General features: G+C 72.1%; 13 protein-coding genes. 8 read left to right on the top strand and 5 right to left on the bottom strand.

What is annotated here, in order from left to right:
- The first annotated feature begins 50 nt into the window (after positions 1 to 50).
- The 4 genes from ACIOWN_RS23880 (at position 51) to ACIOWN_RS23865 (ending at position 5467) form a co-directional block, all read left to right on the top strand.
- Positions 51 to 1418 carry a sensor histidine kinase gene (locus tag ACIOWN_RS23880; RefSeq protein WP_401983307.1) on the top strand — a complete coding sequence of 456 codons (1368 nt, stop codon included), beginning with the start codon at positions 51 to 53 and terminating at the stop codon, positions 1416 to 1418.
- Positions 1419 to 1613: 195 nt separating this feature from the next.
- A complete protein-coding gene (locus ACIOWN_RS23875; protein WP_362355745.1) occupies positions 1614 to 2273 on the top strand; it encodes a response regulator transcription factor in 660 nt (219 codons plus the stop codon).
- A gap of 157 nt (positions 2274 to 2430) precedes the next feature.
- A complete protein-coding gene (locus tag ACIOWN_RS23870; RefSeq protein ID WP_362355697.1) occupies positions 2431 to 4359 on the top strand; it encodes a 2-oxoacid:acceptor oxidoreductase subunit alpha in 1929 nt (642 codons plus the stop codon).
- Positions 4352 to 5467, top strand: coding sequence for a 2-oxoacid:ferredoxin oxidoreductase subunit beta (locus tag ACIOWN_RS23865; RefSeq protein ID WP_100569696.1), 1116 nt, complete (start codon positions 4352 to 4354; stop codon positions 5465 to 5467). The genes ACIOWN_RS23870 and ACIOWN_RS23865 overlap by 8 nt, the downstream gene beginning before the upstream one ends.
- A 78-nt stretch (positions 5468 to 5545) precedes the next feature.
- On the opposite strand, the gene ACIOWN_RS23860 is transcribed toward ACIOWN_RS23865, so the two are convergent.
- Positions 5546 to 5983 (bottom strand): winged helix-turn-helix transcriptional regulator, encoded by a 438-nt coding sequence (locus tag ACIOWN_RS23860; RefSeq protein ID WP_401983306.1) that lies wholly within the window; start codon positions 5981 to 5983, stop codon positions 5546 to 5548.
- 88 nt (positions 5984 to 6071) lie between these two features.
- On the opposite strand from ACIOWN_RS23860, the gene ACIOWN_RS23855 reads away from it, so the two are divergent.
- The 3 genes from ACIOWN_RS23855 to ACIOWN_RS23845 all read left to right on the top strand — a co-directional run bounded on the left by ACIOWN_RS23855 (position 6072) and on the right by ACIOWN_RS23845 (position 8609).
- Positions 6072 to 6926, top strand: coding sequence for an SDR family oxidoreductase (locus ACIOWN_RS23855; RefSeq protein WP_401983305.1), 855 nt, complete (start codon positions 6072 to 6074; stop codon positions 6924 to 6926).
- A 194-nt stretch (positions 6927 to 7120) separates the two neighbouring features.
- Positions 7121 to 8026: an EamA family transporter RarD gene (gene rarD, locus ACIOWN_RS23850; RefSeq protein WP_401983324.1), complete on the top strand. Its 906-nt coding sequence runs from the start codon at positions 7121 to 7123 to the stop codon at positions 8024 to 8026.
- 103 nt (positions 8027 to 8129) lie between these two features.
- Positions 8130 to 8609 (top strand): VOC family protein, encoded by a 480-nt coding sequence (locus ACIOWN_RS23845; protein WP_362355690.1) that lies wholly within the window; start codon positions 8130 to 8132, stop codon positions 8607 to 8609.
- A 9-nt stretch (positions 8610 to 8618) separates the two neighbouring features.
- Here ACIOWN_RS23845 and ACIOWN_RS23840 read toward each other — a convergent pair whose 3' ends face one another.
- Complete coding sequence (locus ACIOWN_RS23840) at positions 8619 to 10109, bottom strand: tetratricopeptide repeat protein (protein WP_401983304.1); 1491 nt, start codon at positions 10107 to 10109, stop codon at positions 8619 to 8621.
- Positions 10110 to 10287: 178 nt separating this feature from the next.
- Here ACIOWN_RS23840 and ACIOWN_RS23835 point away from each other — a divergent pair, with 178 nt between their 5' ends.
- The gene (locus ACIOWN_RS23835; RefSeq protein WP_401983303.1) at positions 10288 to 10851 is read left to right on the top strand and encodes a DUF6668 family protein; all 564 of its coding nucleotides are present in this window, start codon (positions 10288 to 10290) and stop codon (positions 10849 to 10851) included.
- On the opposite strand, the gene ACIOWN_RS23830 is transcribed toward ACIOWN_RS23835, so the two are convergent.
- Genes ACIOWN_RS23830 through ACIOWN_RS23820 form a run of 3 tightly spaced genes read right to left on the bottom strand, consistent with a single transcriptional unit; the run spans position 10841 to position 13922 of the window.
- Entirely contained in the window at positions 10841 to 11743 is a 903-nt protein-coding gene (locus tag ACIOWN_RS23830; RefSeq protein ID WP_401983302.1) for an ABC transporter permease, read from the bottom strand. The genes ACIOWN_RS23835 and ACIOWN_RS23830 overlap by 11 nt on opposite strands.
- Positions 11730 to 12674, bottom strand: a complete 945-nt coding sequence (locus tag ACIOWN_RS23825; protein WP_401983301.1) for an ABC transporter ATP-binding protein — start codon at positions 12672 to 12674, stop codon at positions 11730 to 11732. The genes ACIOWN_RS23830 and ACIOWN_RS23825 overlap by 14 nt, the downstream gene beginning before the upstream one ends.
- 33 nt (positions 12675 to 12707) lie before the next feature.
- The gene (locus ACIOWN_RS23820) at positions 12708 to 13922 is read right to left on the bottom strand and encodes a DUF2092 domain-containing protein (RefSeq protein WP_362355680.1); all 1215 of its coding nucleotides are present in this window, start codon (positions 13920 to 13922) and stop codon (positions 12708 to 12710) included.
- Positions 13923 to 14119 lie beyond the last annotated feature (197 nt).

The following is a 14119-nucleotide window of genomic DNA, read 5'->3' as shown; positions in this document are numbered from 1 at the left end:
ACGGCGGAACAGCCGCAGGAGACACGGAACGAGGGGACGGGACGACGCCGATGGCCACCCAGTACCGATCGCAGCACGCACCGGGGTACGGGCCCTACAGCGCGGGCGGGTTCCACGACGGTGGCACCCGCCGGGAACGGCACCTGCTGCCGGCCGGGCTGCGGGCGCCGTTCGAGGCGCGCAGCTGGCGCGAGTTCGGGTACGTGCTGCTGAACCTGCCGATCGGCATCATGCTGTTCACCTACGCGGTGACGATGGTGTCGCTGGGCGCGGGCCTGCTGGTGACGTTCCTGGGTGTCCCGGTGCTGGCGGCGACGCTCGCCGGCTGCCGCCTGTTCGGCGTGCTGGAGCGGGCGCGGGCGCGCCGGCTGCTCGGCCTGGAGGTGGCCGAGCCGCAGCCGCTGCGGGCGGCGAAGCCGGGCGTCCTGGCCTGGACGGGAGCCCTCCTGAAGAGCGGCGCCTCCTGGCGGGCCCTGCTCTACGCGATCCTGCACTTTCCGTGGGCGGTGTTCTCCTTCTCGGTGTCGCTGGTCTTCTGGACGCTGGGCTGGAGCCTGCTGACGTATCCGCTGTGGTTCTGGGTGTTCCCGATGTGGGCCGGCCAGGGCGGGCTCCAGCTCTACGGCGACGGTCAGCACGGCGTCTATCTGGACAATCCTTTCGAGATCACGGTGACCGCGCTGGTGGGGCTGCTGTTCACGCTGGCCACGCCGTGGATCGTGCGAGCGCTGACGATGGTGGACCGGGTGCTGGTTTACGGGCTGCTGGGGCCGTCGCGGCTGTCGGCGCGCGTGGTGGAGCTGGAGTCGGACCGCGGTGTCGTGGTGGACACGGCCGCCGCTGACCTGCGGCGCATCGAGCGGGACCTGCACGACGGGGCGCAGGCCCGGCTGGTGGCGCTGGCGATGGACCTGGGCCTGGCCAAGGAGAAACTGACGGAGGATCCGCAGGCGGCGGCGCGGATGGTGGACGAGGCGCACGGCGAGGTGAAGACCGCGTTGCAGGAGCTGCGGGACCTGGCGCGGGGCATCCACCCGGCCGTGCTCACCGACCGGGGCCTGGACGCGGCCCTGTCGGCGGTGGCCTCGCGCTGCACGGTTCCGGTGCGGGTGGAGGTCGATCTGGACGAGCGGCCGGCGGCGGCCATCGAGGGGATCGCCTACTTCACGGTCTCCGAGCTGCTCCAGAACGTCAGCAAGCACAGCGGGGCACGGTCGGCCTCGGTGGACGTCTGGCGGGCGGAGGACCGGCTGATGCTCCAGGTCGAGGACGACGGGGTCGGGAACGCGGACGTGTCCAAGGGGTCCGGCCTCGCAGGACTGGCCGAGCGGCTGGACGCGGTGGACGGGATCCTCGTCGTGGACTCGCCGTCCGGGGGCCCCACCCGGGTGACGGCGGAGCTGCCCTGGCGGCGCTGAGCACCCAAGAAGTCCGCTGATGACGGCCTGCCGTCGCGTCCGCTCCGGTCGCGGCGGCAGGCCGAAACATCTGGTCGCCTCCCTACACTTCCCCTGGCCCGGGCGCGGCGCGTTCCGAATACTGGAATGCTGGACCGTGTCGCACGGAAGGCCGTGGGGCGAGGCTGTGGGGGGCCGAGGATCGTGGAGGACAGGGTGCGGGTGGTCATCGCCGAGGATTCAGTGCTGCTCAGGGAGGGCCTGACCCGGCTGCTGACCGACCGCGGACACGAGGTCGTGGCGGGCGTCGGGGACGCCCAGGCGCTGATCAAGACCATCGCGGAGCTGCACGACCAGCAGGCGCTGCCGGATGTCGTCGTGGCGGACGTGCGCATGCCGCCGACGCACACCGACGAAGGGGTCAGGGCCGCGGTGCAGCTGCGCAAGGCGCACCCCGAGCTGGGCGTGCTCGTGCTCTCGCAGTACGTGGAGGAGCGGTACGCCACCGAGCTGCTGGCCGGCTCCAGCCGCGGGGTCGGCTATCTGCTCAAGGACCGGGTGGCCGAGGTGCGCGAGTTCGTGGACGCGGTGGTCCGGGTGGCCGAGGGCGGTACGGCCCTGGATCCGGAGGTCGTCGCCCAGTTGCTCGGCCGCAGCCGCAAGCAGGACGTGCTGGCCGGGCTCACCCCGCGGGAGCGGGAGGTGCTGGGACTGATGGCCGAGGGGCGGACGAACTCGGCGATCGCCCGGCAGCTCGTGGTGAGCGACGGCGCGGTCGAGAAGCACGTCAGCAACATCTTCCTCAAGCTCGGACTGTCCCAAAGTGATGGGGATCACCGGCGTGTTCTGGCCGTGCTCACCTATCTGAACTCGTGATCGTCCGACACTGTCTCGAAGTCTGCGAGCCGTCTCATCGGCACGTCCAGCATGCGAACGATGCCAGGAAGGCGACCCTCGCGGTCGTAGGGTTGAAGCCGGGAAGGTCTTCGGGAAGGCCGCTCCCACACAGCAGCCTCGAAGGAGGTCCAGTTCAGTGACCAGCCAGGTCAGCAGTCCAGCGGAGCAGGCCGATGGTGCCGTCGTAGGAGAGCAGCGCAGGGCGGCCGGGACCAAGGACGTCCGCCGCCTGGACCGGGTGATCATCCGGTTCGCCGGTGACTCGGGTGACGGTATGCAGCTCACCGGTGACCGCTTCACCTCGGAGACGGCGACGTTCGGGAACGATCTGTCGACGCTGCCGAACTTCCCGGCCGAGATCCGGGCCCCCGCAGGAACCCTGCCGGGTGTGTCCTCCTTCCAGCTGCACTTCGCCGACCACGACATCCTGACCCCCGGGGACGCGCCGAACGTGCTGGTCGCGATGAACCCGGCCGCGCTGAAGGCCAACGTCGGCGACCTGCCGCGCGGCGCGGAGATCATCGTCAACACCGACGAGTTCACCAAGCGCGCGATGCAGAAGGTCGGCTACGACGCCTCTCCGCTGGAGGACGGCTCGCTGGACGGCTACCACCTGCACCCGGTGCCGCTGACCACCCTGACGGTCGAGGCCCTCAAGGAGTTCGACCTGTCCCGCAAGGAGGCCGAGCGCAGCAAGAACATGTTCGCGCTGGGCCTGCTGAGCTGGATGTACCACCGGCCCACGGAGGGCACGGAGAAGTTCCTGCGGACGAAGTTCGCCCGGAAGCCGGACATCGCGGCGGCGAACATCGCCGCGTTCCGCGCCGGCTGGAACTTCGGTGAGACGACGGAGGACTTCGCGGTCTCCTACGAGGTCGCCCCGGCCGCCAAGGCCTTCCCCGTCGGCACGTACCGCAACATCTCCGGGAACCTGGCCCTGGCGTACGGCCTGGTGGCGGCCTCCCGCCAGGCGGACCTGCCGCTGTACCTGGGCTCCTACCCGATCACCCCGGCCTCGGACATCCTGCACGAGCTGTCCAAGCACAAGAACTTCGGTGTGCGGACCTTCCAGGCCGAGGACGAGATCGCCGGCATCGGCGCCGCCCTCGGGGCCGCCTTCGGCGGGTCCCTCGCGGTGACGACCACCTCCGGCCCCGGCGTGGCGCTCAAGAGCGAGACGATCGGCCTCGCGGTGTCGCTGGAGCTGCCGCTGGTGGTGGTGGACATCCAGCGCGGCGGGCCGTCCACCGGCCTGCCCACCAAGACCGAGCAGGCGGACCTGCTGCAGGCGATGTACGGCCGCAACGGCGAGGCGCCGGTCCCGGTCGTCGCCCCGTGCACCCCGGCGGACTGCTTCGACGCGGCCCTGGAGGCGGCCCGGATCGCGCTGACCTACCGCACTCCGGTCTTCCTGCTCTCCGACGGCTACCTCGCCAACGGCTCCGAACCCTGGCGCATCCCCGAGACCGACGAACTGCCCGACCTGCGCGTGCAGTTCGCGCAGGGCCCCAACCACACCACGGCCGACGGCACCGAGGTGTTCTGGCCCTACAAGCGCGACACCGAGACCCTGGCCCGCCCGTGGGCGGTCCCGGGCACGCCGGGCCTGGAGCACCGCATCGGCGGCATCGAGAAGCAGGACGGCACCGGCAACATCTCCTACGACCCCGCCAACCACGACTTCATGGTCCGCACCCGGCAGGCCAAGATCGACGGCATCGAGGTCCCGGACGTCGAGGTCGACGACCCGGACGGCGCGCGCACCCTCGTCCTGGGCTGGGGCTCCACCTACGGGCCCATCACGGCGGCGGTGCGCCGGCTGCGCGCGGCCGGGGAGTCCATCGCGCAGGCGCACCTGCGCCATCTCAACCCCTTCCCGAAGAACCTCGGCGCGGTCCTGAGGGGCTACGACAAGGTGGTGATCCCCGAGATGAACCTCGGTCAGCTCGCCACCCTGGTCCGGGCGAAGTACCTGGTGGACGCACACTCGTACAACCAGGTCAACGGCATGCCGTTCAAGGCGGAACAGCTCGCCACGGCTCTCAAGGAGGCCATCGATGGCTGAGACGTCCACGGAAGGCACGGGCACGGCCGAGGCGCTCTCCCTGGTGCCGAAGGCCCAGGCCCGGCAGTCCATGAAGGACTTCAAGTCCGACCAGGAAGTGCGCTGGTGCCCCGGCTGCGGCGACTACGCGATCCTCGCGGCCGTCCAGGGCTTCATGCCGGAGCTGGGACTGGCCAGGGAGAACATCGTCTTCGTCTCCGGCATCGGCTGCTCCTCCCGCTTCCCGTACTACATGAACACCTACGGGATGCACTCCATCCACGGCCGCGCCCCCGCCATCGCCACCGGCCTGGCCACCTCGCGCCGCGACCTGTCGGTGTGGGTCGTCACCGGTGACGGCGACGCGCTGTCCATCGGCGGCAACCACCTCATCCACGCCCTGCGCCGCAACGTCAACCTCAAGATCCTGCTGTTCAACAACCGGATCTACGGCCTGACCAAGGGCCAGTACAGCCCCACCTCCGAGATCGGCAAGATCACCAAGTCGACGCCGATGGGCTCCCTCGACGCCCCCTTCAACCCGGTCTCCCTCGCCATCGGCGCCGAGGCGTCCTTCGTCGCCCGCACCATCGACTCCGACCGCAAGCACCTCACCGAGGTGCTGCGCCAGGCCGCCGCCCACCCGGGCACCGCGCTGATCGAGATCTACCAGAACTGCAACATCTTCAACGACGGCGCCTTCGACGCCCTCAAGGACCGCCAGCAGGCCCAGGAGGCGCTGATCCGCCTGGAGCACGGGCAGCCGATCCGTTTCGGGGCTGGGGGCACCTCCCGCTCGAGCGAAGCCGAGAGTGGGGGAGGCGAGCGCGGTGTGGTCCGGGACGCGCGCACCGGCGACCTGTCCGTCGTGGACGTCACCCCGGCCAACGAGTCCGAGATCCTCGTCCACGACGCGCACGCGGCCTCCCCGACCACGGCGTTCGCGCTGTCCCGGCTGGCCGACCCCGACACCCTCCACCACACCCCGATCGGTGTCTTCCGGTCCGTCGACCGCCCGGTCTACGACACCGCGATGGCCGACCAGCTCGACGCGGCGATCGAGCAGCGGGGCAAGGGCGACCTGGCCGCGCTGCTGGCCGGCGGGGACACCTGGACGGTCGTCGGCTGAGCCGCCCCTTACGACTGCTCCGGCGGCTCCGGCTGTTCCGGCTCACGAGGCCCGGGTCCGCGCGACCCGGGCCTCGCCTCATGCCCGGCGGCCCTCGTCCTGTGCCCGCCGGGCGTCGTCGTACGTCCGCCGGGCCTGCTCGACGTCCGCCATGCGCTCCTGGGTCCACAGCGCGAGCGTCCGTACCTGTTCGGCGGCCTCCCGGCCGAGGCCGGTGAGGGAGTAGTCGACCCGGGGCGGGATCACCGGCTTGGCGTCGCGGTGGACCAGCCCGTCGCGCTCCAGGGTCTTCAGCGTCTGGGTGAGCATCTTCTCGCTGACACCCGCCTCGCTGACCCGGCCGACGGCGCGGCGCAGCTCGCTGAAGCGGTGGGGCCGCTCCAGCAGTTCGATCAGCACGAGGACGCCCCACCGGCTGGTGACGTGCTCCAGGACCAGTCGGTACGGGCACATCGCCGCGTCGGCGACGTCGTCCCTCGCCGCACCCCTCGCTTCCACTCCTGCACTTACCGCCATGCCAGTACCTTACTTCAAAGTGGGTACTTTCGAAAAGATAGCGCTTCTCCTAGCGTGGGGGCACAGACACCCCCACGAGGAGACTTCCATGAGCATCGTCGTCACCGGAGCCACCGGGCACCTCGGCCGCCACGTCGTGGAACAACTGCTGGAGAAGGTTCCGGCCGACCAGGTCGTCGCTGTCGTACGCAGCCCCGAGAAGGCCGCTGACCTCGCCGAGCGCGGCGTGCGGATCGCGGTCGCCGACTACAACGCGCCCGAGACCTTCGAGGGCCTGTTCTCGGCCGGCGACAAGGTCCTGCTGATCTCCGGCAACGAGTTCGACAAGGGCCGGGTCCGGCAGCACCGGGCCGTCATCGACGCGGCCCGTGCCGCCGGTGTGGCGCTGCTCGCCTACACCAGCGCCCCCGGCCCCCTGAAGGCCGCCCTCGCCGACGACCACCGCGGCACCGAGGAGGCGCTGCTGGCCTCCGGGGTGCCCTACGTGCTGCTGCGCAACGGCTGGTACCACGAGAACTACACCGAGCAGCTCGCCCCCGTCCTGGAGCACGGCGCCGTCGTGCACGCCGCCGGCGAGGGTCGCATCTCCTCCGCCTCGCGCGCCGAGTACGCGGCCGCCGCCGTCGCCGTCCTGACCGGGGAGGGCCACGAGAACCGGACGTACGAGCTGGGCGGGGACGAGGCGTGGAGCCTCGCCGAGTACGCCGCCGAGCTGAGCCGGCAGACCGGCAGGACGATCACGTCCAACCCGGTCACCGTCGAGGAGTTCGCGGGCGTCCTGGCCGGCGCGGGGCTGCCCGGGCCGATCGCCGCGATCCTGGCGGGCGTGGACGCCTCCATCGAGAAGGGCGAGCTGGTGGTCACCTCCGGCGACCTGTCCCGTCTGATCGGACGCCCCACCAGCCCGGTCTCGGAGGCGATCAGCGCGGCGCTGGAGGACTGAGCGGCACAGGAGGAATCGTCACCCGCCCGTCATGACCGTTCAGCAAGACGGACATGACAGGCGGGGGCGCGTGGCGCTACCTTCTTTGATGCCCGCCGCACGGTACGCGGCCGGGCGTGAAGGAGGAACCAGTGAGCGAGCAGCCGAGGGGCGAGCGGCGCACAGGACTGCTGAACGGCATCGCCGCCTACGGGATGTGGGGCCTCGTCCCCATCTTCTGGCCGCTGCTCAAACCCGCCGGGGCGATCGAGATCCTCGCGCACCGCATGGTGTGGTCCCTGGCCTTCGTCGCCGTCGCCCTGCTCGTCGTACGCCGCTGGGCCTGGGCCGGCGAACTGCTGCGCCAGCCGCGCAGGCTGGCCCTCGTCGTGATCGCCGCCGCGGTGATCACCGTCAACTGGGGCGTCTACATCTGGTCCGTCAACAGCGGGCACGTGGTGGAGGCCTCCCTCGGCTACTTCATCAACCCGCTGGTCACCATCGCGATGGGCGTGCTGCTCCTCAAGGAGCGGCTGCGGCCCGTGCAGTGGGCGGCGGTCGGCACCGGCGCCGCCGCCGTCGTCGTGCTCACCATCGGCTACGGCCGCCCGCCCTGGATCTCCCTCTGCCTCGCCTTCTCCTTCGCCACCTACGGCCTGGTGAAGAAGAAGGTCAACCTGGGCGGCGTCGAGTCGCTGGCCGCCGAGACGGCGGTCCAGTTCCTGCCCGCTCTGGGCTATCTGCTGTGGCTGGGCGCCCACGGCACCTCGACGTTCGCCGCCGAGGGCGCCGGGCACGCCGCCCTGCTCGCCTCCACCGGTATCGTCACCGCGCTGCCGCTGGTCTGCTTCGGCGCGGCGGCGATACGGGTGCCGCTGTCCACGCTCGGCCTGCTCCAGTACATGGCCCCGGTCTTCCAGTTCCTGCTCGGCGTCGCCTACTTCCACGAGTCCATGCCGGCCGAGCGCTGGGCCGGCTTCGCCCTGGTCTGGCTGGCCCTGACCATGCTGACCTGGGACGGCCTGCGCACGGCCCGGCGGGCGGCGCGGGACAGGGCCCGGCTCGCCGCCCCCAGGACCGCGCCGACGGCGACGGCGACGGCTGATCCGGTGGACGCGTAGCCGCTGTCGCGGGGGCCGGCCGAGGAACGGGATCGCATTCCGTCCCGCCCTCGACTCCGGTGAGTTCCAGCGCCCGGACGGGCCCGCGCATATAACTGGTCGCATGACTCGGACACCCACGGACGACGCGCCCGCCCCGCTGCACTGGAAGCTCGTCATCGACGCCACCGACCCGCACGCGCAGGCCGACTTCTGGGCCGCCGCGCTGCACTACGAGGTGGAGGACAACAGCGCACTGGTCGAACGGCTGGTGGAGCTCGGGGCGCTGCCGGGCGGGGCCACCGTCGAGTTCCACGGCCGCCCGGCCTTCCGGGACCTGATCGGCGTACGGCACCCCGACGACCCGTACGACAAGGAACGCGGCACCGGTCTGGGGAGACGGCTGCTGTTCCAGCGGGTGCCGGAGACCAAGGCCGGCAAGAACCGGCTCCACCTCGACCTGCACCCCGGCGGGGACCGGCGCACGGACGAGGTGGAACGGCTGACGGAGCTCGGCGCGCGCGTACTGCGGCATGTCCGGGAGCCCGCCGGGGAGTGGGTGGTCATGGAGGATCCGGAGGGCAACGTCTTCTGCGTGGTGTAGGACGCCGGATCAGCCGGTGGACGGCGGGGCCGCGGTGCGGGCCCGTTCGGCCAGGCGGCCCATGCGGGCCCGGGCGGACTCCAGTTGTTCGATGTCGTCGGCGGCGGGACCGTCCTCGGCGGTGAGTTCGGTCCACAGGCCGATCAGGTCGCGGCCGAGCCGCAGGCCCTGCTCGGGGTCGCGTACCGCGCGCCAGGCGGCGCTCGCGCTCTGCACGTCGCCGTAGGCCGCCTCCGTGTCCCCGGCGTGGTGACGGATGCGGGCGAGGCCGAGGGAGACGCCGAAGGAGCGGAGCGGGTCGCCCGCCAGGTAGGCGATGTAGGCGGTGAGTTCGCGCAGCCGCAGCACCTCGGGGTGCTCCGGGCCGAGCGTGCCGGACGCCTCCGCGACGGTGCGTTCGGCCAGGGCCGCCGCCTCCTCGATCCGGCCCTCCTTCACGGCCTCGTTGACCCGCGCCAGGGGTTCGGCGAGCAGGACGACACCCGCCTCACCGGCCGCGGTCCTGGGATCCTCCCCGAGCACCGCCTCGGCCACGGCGTCGAACCCGCGGGCGGGGGTGGGGGTGGGCCCGGGGTCGTCCAGACGGAACTCGGCCGAGTGGGGTTCAGCGGAGTCGGGTTCGGCCGGATCCGGGGCCGGGTGCTGGTACTGCCGGCGGGTAGGCGCGGGGGCCCCGGGAACGGCAGGGGCTAGGACTTGGCCGACAGGCGCGGGAGCCCGGTCGGCGGGCGCGACCGCACCGGGGACGGCGGGCGCAGGGGCCCGGTCGGCGGCCGAAGACCCGCCGGCGGGCGCGACTGCGCCGGGGACAGCGGACGCAAAGGCCCGGTCGGCGGACGCCGAAGACCCGCCGGCGGACGCAAAGGCCCGGTCCGCAGGCGTCGGAGCCCCGTCGGCGGGCGTGCGTGCGCCGAGGGCAGCGGGGGCCCTGTCGGCGGGCGTCGGAGCATCGTCGGCAGGCGCGGGTGGTTCCGGTTGTGCGTTCTCGTCGGCCGGGGGCGCGTCCATCACCGGGGGTGGGCCGAACACCCCCGTGGGGGCGGCGGCCGTACCGAAGGGCGTGTCACCCGCCGGTTCCGGCAAGGCCCGCAGCACGAACGTGGGTGCCGCCGCGGGTGACTCGGGCACCGCCTGCGGCGGGAAAGCGGGCGCACTCTCACGGGGCGCGTCGGCCGGCGGGTCCGGCGCTGCCGTGTGCTGGGGTTCCGCCGTGAACGTGCTGGAGCCGTCGGGATGGACCTGGAGGTGGACGACGTAGCCGATGCGCTCGTCGGTGACTGTGGCGAGGACGGCGTGGCCGCGGGCGAGGGCGATGCGGTGGAGGTGGTTCAGAACGGCCCGCTGGATCTCCTCGCCGGGAGCCGGAAGGGCCGGTACACCGCCGACCGAGGCCCCGGGGCCGTCCGCCGGCACATGGACGGCGACCGGCGTCGCCACGGGAGCCGCCGGCCGCACGGCGCGCTCGTGTTCCCGCTTCTTCCCGCGGCTCAGTCGAGACATCGGTTCCCTCACTCGGATGAGTGCCATCCGGTCGTTCGCTTACGTTCGAGTCTCTCCGCCCGCCTGCCCTCCCGGCGTCACCGCGACGTCACAGACTCGCACCAGGAACCGCACTCCTGTGACCCGGGTAACGTTCCGCGGGCCACGATCGTCGGAACGACACGGAAGAGGGACGGGCATGCGGCCAGGCGTGCGACAGGGGCCGGAGATCTGGATTCGCGGATCGGTGACCGACTCCCCCGCCGAGCCCGGCGGGTGGGAGGGCGGGCCCGAACGGCCCGTCGGCCGGCCCGTCACGCTCCGCCGCTTCTCCTGGCTGGCCACCCATGGCGGCGCGGGCACGACCACGCTCGCGGCGGTCTACGGCGGTCACGACTGCGGACGCGCCTGGCCGGGGCCGGGGGAACCGGAGTCGGTGCTGCTGGTCGCGAGGACCCACGCGGCCGGACTGGACGCCGTCGTCCGGGCCCTGGAGGTCTTCCGCAAGGGCGAGGCACCCGCCGGACTCGACCTGGACGCCGTGGTGCTCGTCGCCGACGCGCCGGGACGGCTGCCGCGACGGCTCGCCCAGCGGGTGAAGCCGATCGAGTCCGTGATCGACGTCTACCGCGTCCCGTGGGTGGAGGCCTGGCGGTTGGGCGACCTGGGCGGAACGCCGCCGCGCGAGAGCGAGCCGCTGGCCCGGCTCACCGGGGCGGGAACCGCGCGGGCGGGGACCGTGGGGGCGGCGGCTACGCCGTGATGTCCTTCGCCGTGAACCGCGCCCAGGCCGCCGAGCCGAACACCGCCGCGTACAGGGCCTGCAACTCCAGGTTCTTCACCAGGCCGTCCCAGTAGACCGGCTCGCGCATGAGGTCGGCGAAGGACAGCCAGTAGTGCGGGAAGAGGTACGGCTGTATCGCGTGCAGCTGGGGTATCTGGTCGAGGATCTGAACGGTGATCAGCAGGCCCACGGTCGTGGCCATCGCCGCGATCCCGCTGTTGGTCAGCGTCGACACGAAGAGCCCGAGGGCGGCCAGCCCCATCAGTGACGCGGCGACGACGAAGGCGATCAGCAAGGTCCGGCCCAGTCCGTCGGCGAAGCTGATCCGCGTGCCGGAGATGGTCGTCGGATCGCCGAGCGGGAACAGCAGCGCGCCCACGAGGAGCGCCGAGAGGGCGACCACCAGGGTGGCGACCAGGCAGAAGGCCATCGCCGTGGCGTACTTGGCGAGCAGCAGGCGGGTGCGGCCGGCGGGGGCGACCAGCAGATAGCGCAGGGTGCCCGCGTTCGCCTCCCCCGCGACGGCGTCGCCCGCGATCACGCCCACGGCCATCGGCAGGAAGAACGGCAGGGTGGCGGCCAGTGCGGTGAAGACCAGGAACAGTCCGTTGTTGGTGACCTGTGCGATGAACGCCGGCCCCTCGCCGCCGCCACCGCCACCGCCGACGGACCTGCCGTCCCTCGTCTCGATCCTGACGGCCACCCCGACCAGGACCGGCACCCCGGCCAGCACGCCCAGCAGCGCGAGGGTGCGCCAGCGCCGGAAGGTAATCACCAGCTCGCTGCGCAGCAGCCCGAAGGTCCACAGCCAACCGGGGGCGCGGACGGCCGTGTCCGCGGCCCGTCCCGGTGAGACCTCAGCCCGCGACATCGAAGCCCTCCCCCGTAAGTGCGACGAACGCGTCCTCCAGCGAGGCCCGTTCGACGCCGAAGCCGCGTACGCGCACGCCCGCCGTCACCAGCGCGGCGTTCACGTCGGCGAGGTCCCGCTCCGGCGGGTCGCCGGTCACCCGGTCCTCGCCCACGGTGATGTCGGCGACGCCCTGTTCCTTCAGCACCCGGGCCGCCTCCCCCGTGTCGGGCGTGGTCACCGCCAGCCGGCCGCGTGCTCCGGCGGCCAGTTCCGCCACGGCGCCCTGGGTGATCAGCCGGCCCTGTGCCATGACCGCCGCGTGGGTGCACACCTGCTCGATCTCGTCCAGCAGATGGGAGGAGAGGAAGACGGTCGTGCCGTCGGAGGCCAGCTCCCGGACCAGCGAGCGGATCTCGCGCATGCCCTGCGGGTCGAGGCCGTTGGTCGGCTCGTCCAGGACGAGCAGTCTGCGCGGCTGGAGCAGCGCGGCGGCCAGCCCCAGGCGCTGTTTCATGCCCAGGGAGTAGGCCTTGGCCTTCTTGCCCGCCGCGACCGTCAGGCCCACCCGGTCCAGGGCGGCCGCGACGCGGGCGCGCCGGGTGCGGGGGTCGGCGGTCGGGTCGGCCGCGTCGTAGCGCAGCAGGTTGTCCCGGCCGGAGAGGAAGCCGTACAGGGCGGGGCCCTCGATGAGGGCGCCGACCTGCGGGAGCACGGTGCGCGAGGACCGGGGCATGGGGCGCCCCAGTACCCGCGCCGTGCCGGAGGTGGGGTCGATGAGCCCCATCAGCATGCGGATGGTGGTGGTCTTGCCGGAGCCGTTGGGGCCGAGGAAGCCGAAGACGCTGCCCGCCGGGACGGTCAGGTCGAGACCGTCGACGGCGAGCTGTCCGCCGCGGTAGCGCTTGGTGAGCCCGCGCGTGTGGATGACGCCGTCATCCGCTTCGTCCATCGGCTCCCTCGATCCCTCGTGTCCGGCGCGTGCTCACTTCCCGGCGCCGGCCGCCTTCACCAGCGTGTCCTTGGTGACCGCGCCGACGTACACCTTGCCGTTGTCCGTGATCAGCGCGTTGACCAGGCGGGTGGAGAAGACCGTGCCCTTGCCGAACGTGCCGCTGACCCGGTCGCCGAGCGAGTCGAGGAAGCCGCCGAACTCGCCCTTGCCGGAGGACGACGGGATGCCGCCCTTGGTGCCGGTGTCGAACACGGCGATGGAGTTCCAGCCCTTGCCGAGGATCTCCGGACCCTTCTCGGCCAGGCCCTTCTCCTGGGCGCCGGGCTCGTGGAACTGCCGGCCCGGGCCGGCCTTCCGCTCGGCGCCCTGCCCGGCGTGGGTCCCGGCGTCCTTCTCCTCGGTGACCTTCGCGCCCTTGGGCGGGGTGAAGTCGAAGGTCGAGGCGGCGGGCCTGGCGAAGTCGATCCGGGTGAAGCCCGCGTCCACCACGGCGGCGCCGCCGCTCGCCGGGGTGAGCGTGAACTTCAGCGGCAGCCCGGTCTTGGCGTCCACCGCGATGCTGATCGCGCCTACCGTGGTGCCGGAGGCGTGCTTCGGCTCGATGACCAGCCTGTAGGCGTCGCGGCCGGCGACCTGCGCGGTGCCGTCGACCTTCACCGAGGTGGTGTCGTCGACCGACTTCAGGGCCTCGTCGGCGAAGTCCTTGGGCGTGGCGGGGACCTCGTCCCGGTGCTTCCTGCCGCTGTCGGCGGCCGTGCCGTGGAAGACCTCGTTCGACTTGCTGTCGTAGCCCCAGACGTCCTTGCCGTTGTGGATGAGGCTGTACTCGGCGGCGCTCTCGATCAGGGAGACCTTCTGCCGGTCCTCGCCGTCGGCGGCGACGCGCAGGGTGTGGGTGCCGGACGCCAGCTCGGGCAGCTTTGACGCCGGGTCGGCCGACGATCCGTCACCGCCCCCCATGGCGCCGGAGGCCAGGCCGCTCTCCAGGCCGCCGAGGTTCGGCAGACCGAGATCGGTGCTGATCTTGACCGTGCCGGACAGCTGCTCGACGTCCGACTTGGCGATTTTCTCTATGAGTTGCTGTGCGGTGATCTTCGGCAGGTCGGGGTCGCCGGACGCGGCGAGTGCCGGGACGAGCCCGATGGTCGCCGCGGCCACCCCCACCACCGTGACCGGGACGACGTAGCGCGCGGCCTTGCGGCGCCCCGCGCGCAGGTCGTCGGCTTCGGATCCGTTCGGTGCCATGTGTGCCCTACCTCCGTCATCGGCGGCGGCTGTCCTGCTGCGCTCGGGTGTCACCCTCAGCCGCCATTCTCACCCAGATCGGTGAGGAGTGGTGTGGTCCGTAGTGTCCATCTGACCAAATCGGCCGGGCGGAAGCGTCAGACCCCGGAGCCAACTCCGTGTACGCCTGCGGTATGACACACAAAGGGCGACGCCTC

Origin of the sequence: Streptomyces sp. NPDC087787, assembly GCF_044743035.1 — a bacterium.
Taxonomy (GTDB): Bacteria; Actinomycetota; Actinomycetes; order Streptomycetales; family Streptomycetaceae; genus Streptomyces.
Note: the sequence above shows the minus strand (reverse complement) of the source record. Positions and strands in the feature narration are given on the sequence as shown.

What these genes read in the sequence shown, in the direction of transcription:
- ACIOWN_RS23880 (WP_401983307.1), top strand. Translation starts at nt 51, where the DNA reads ATGGCCACCCAGTACCGATCGCAGCACGCACCGGGGTACGGGCCCTAC.
- ACIOWN_RS23865 (WP_100569696.1), top strand. Translation starts at nt 4,352, where the DNA reads ATGGCTGAGACGTCCACGGAAGGCACGGGCACGGCCGAGGCGCTCTCC.
- ACIOWN_RS23860 (WP_401983306.1), bottom strand. Translation starts at nt 5,983, where the DNA reads ATGGCGGTAAGTGCAGGAGTGGAAGCGAGGGGTGCGGCGAGGGACGAC.
- ACIOWN_RS23855 (WP_401983305.1), top strand. Translation starts at nt 6,072, where the DNA reads ATGAGCATCGTCGTCACCGGAGCCACCGGGCACCTCGGCCGCCACGTC.
- rarD (WP_401983324.1), top strand. Translation starts at nt 7,121, where the DNA reads ATGTGGGGCCTCGTCCCCATCTTCTGGCCGCTGCTCAAACCCGCCGGG.
- ACIOWN_RS23845 (WP_362355690.1), top strand. Translation starts at nt 8,130, where the DNA reads ATGACTCGGACACCCACGGACGACGCGCCCGCCCCGCTGCACTGGAAG.
- ACIOWN_RS23840 (WP_401983304.1), bottom strand. Translation starts at nt 10,109, where the DNA reads ATGTCTCGACTGAGCCGCGGGAAGAAGCGGGAACACGAGCGCGCCGTG.
- ACIOWN_RS23835 (WP_401983303.1), top strand. Translation starts at nt 10,288, where the DNA reads ATGCGGCCAGGCGTGCGACAGGGGCCGGAGATCTGGATTCGCGGATCG.
- ACIOWN_RS23830 (WP_401983302.1), bottom strand. Translation starts at nt 11,743, where the DNA reads ATGTCGCGGGCTGAGGTCTCACCGGGACGGGCCGCGGACACGGCCGTC.
- ACIOWN_RS23825 (WP_401983301.1), bottom strand. Translation starts at nt 12,674, where the DNA reads ATGGACGAAGCGGATGACGGCGTCATCCACACGCGCGGGCTCACCAAG.
- ACIOWN_RS23820 (WP_362355680.1), bottom strand. Translation starts at nt 13,922, where the DNA reads ATGGCACCGAACGGATCCGAAGCCGACGACCTGCGCGCGGGGCGCCGC.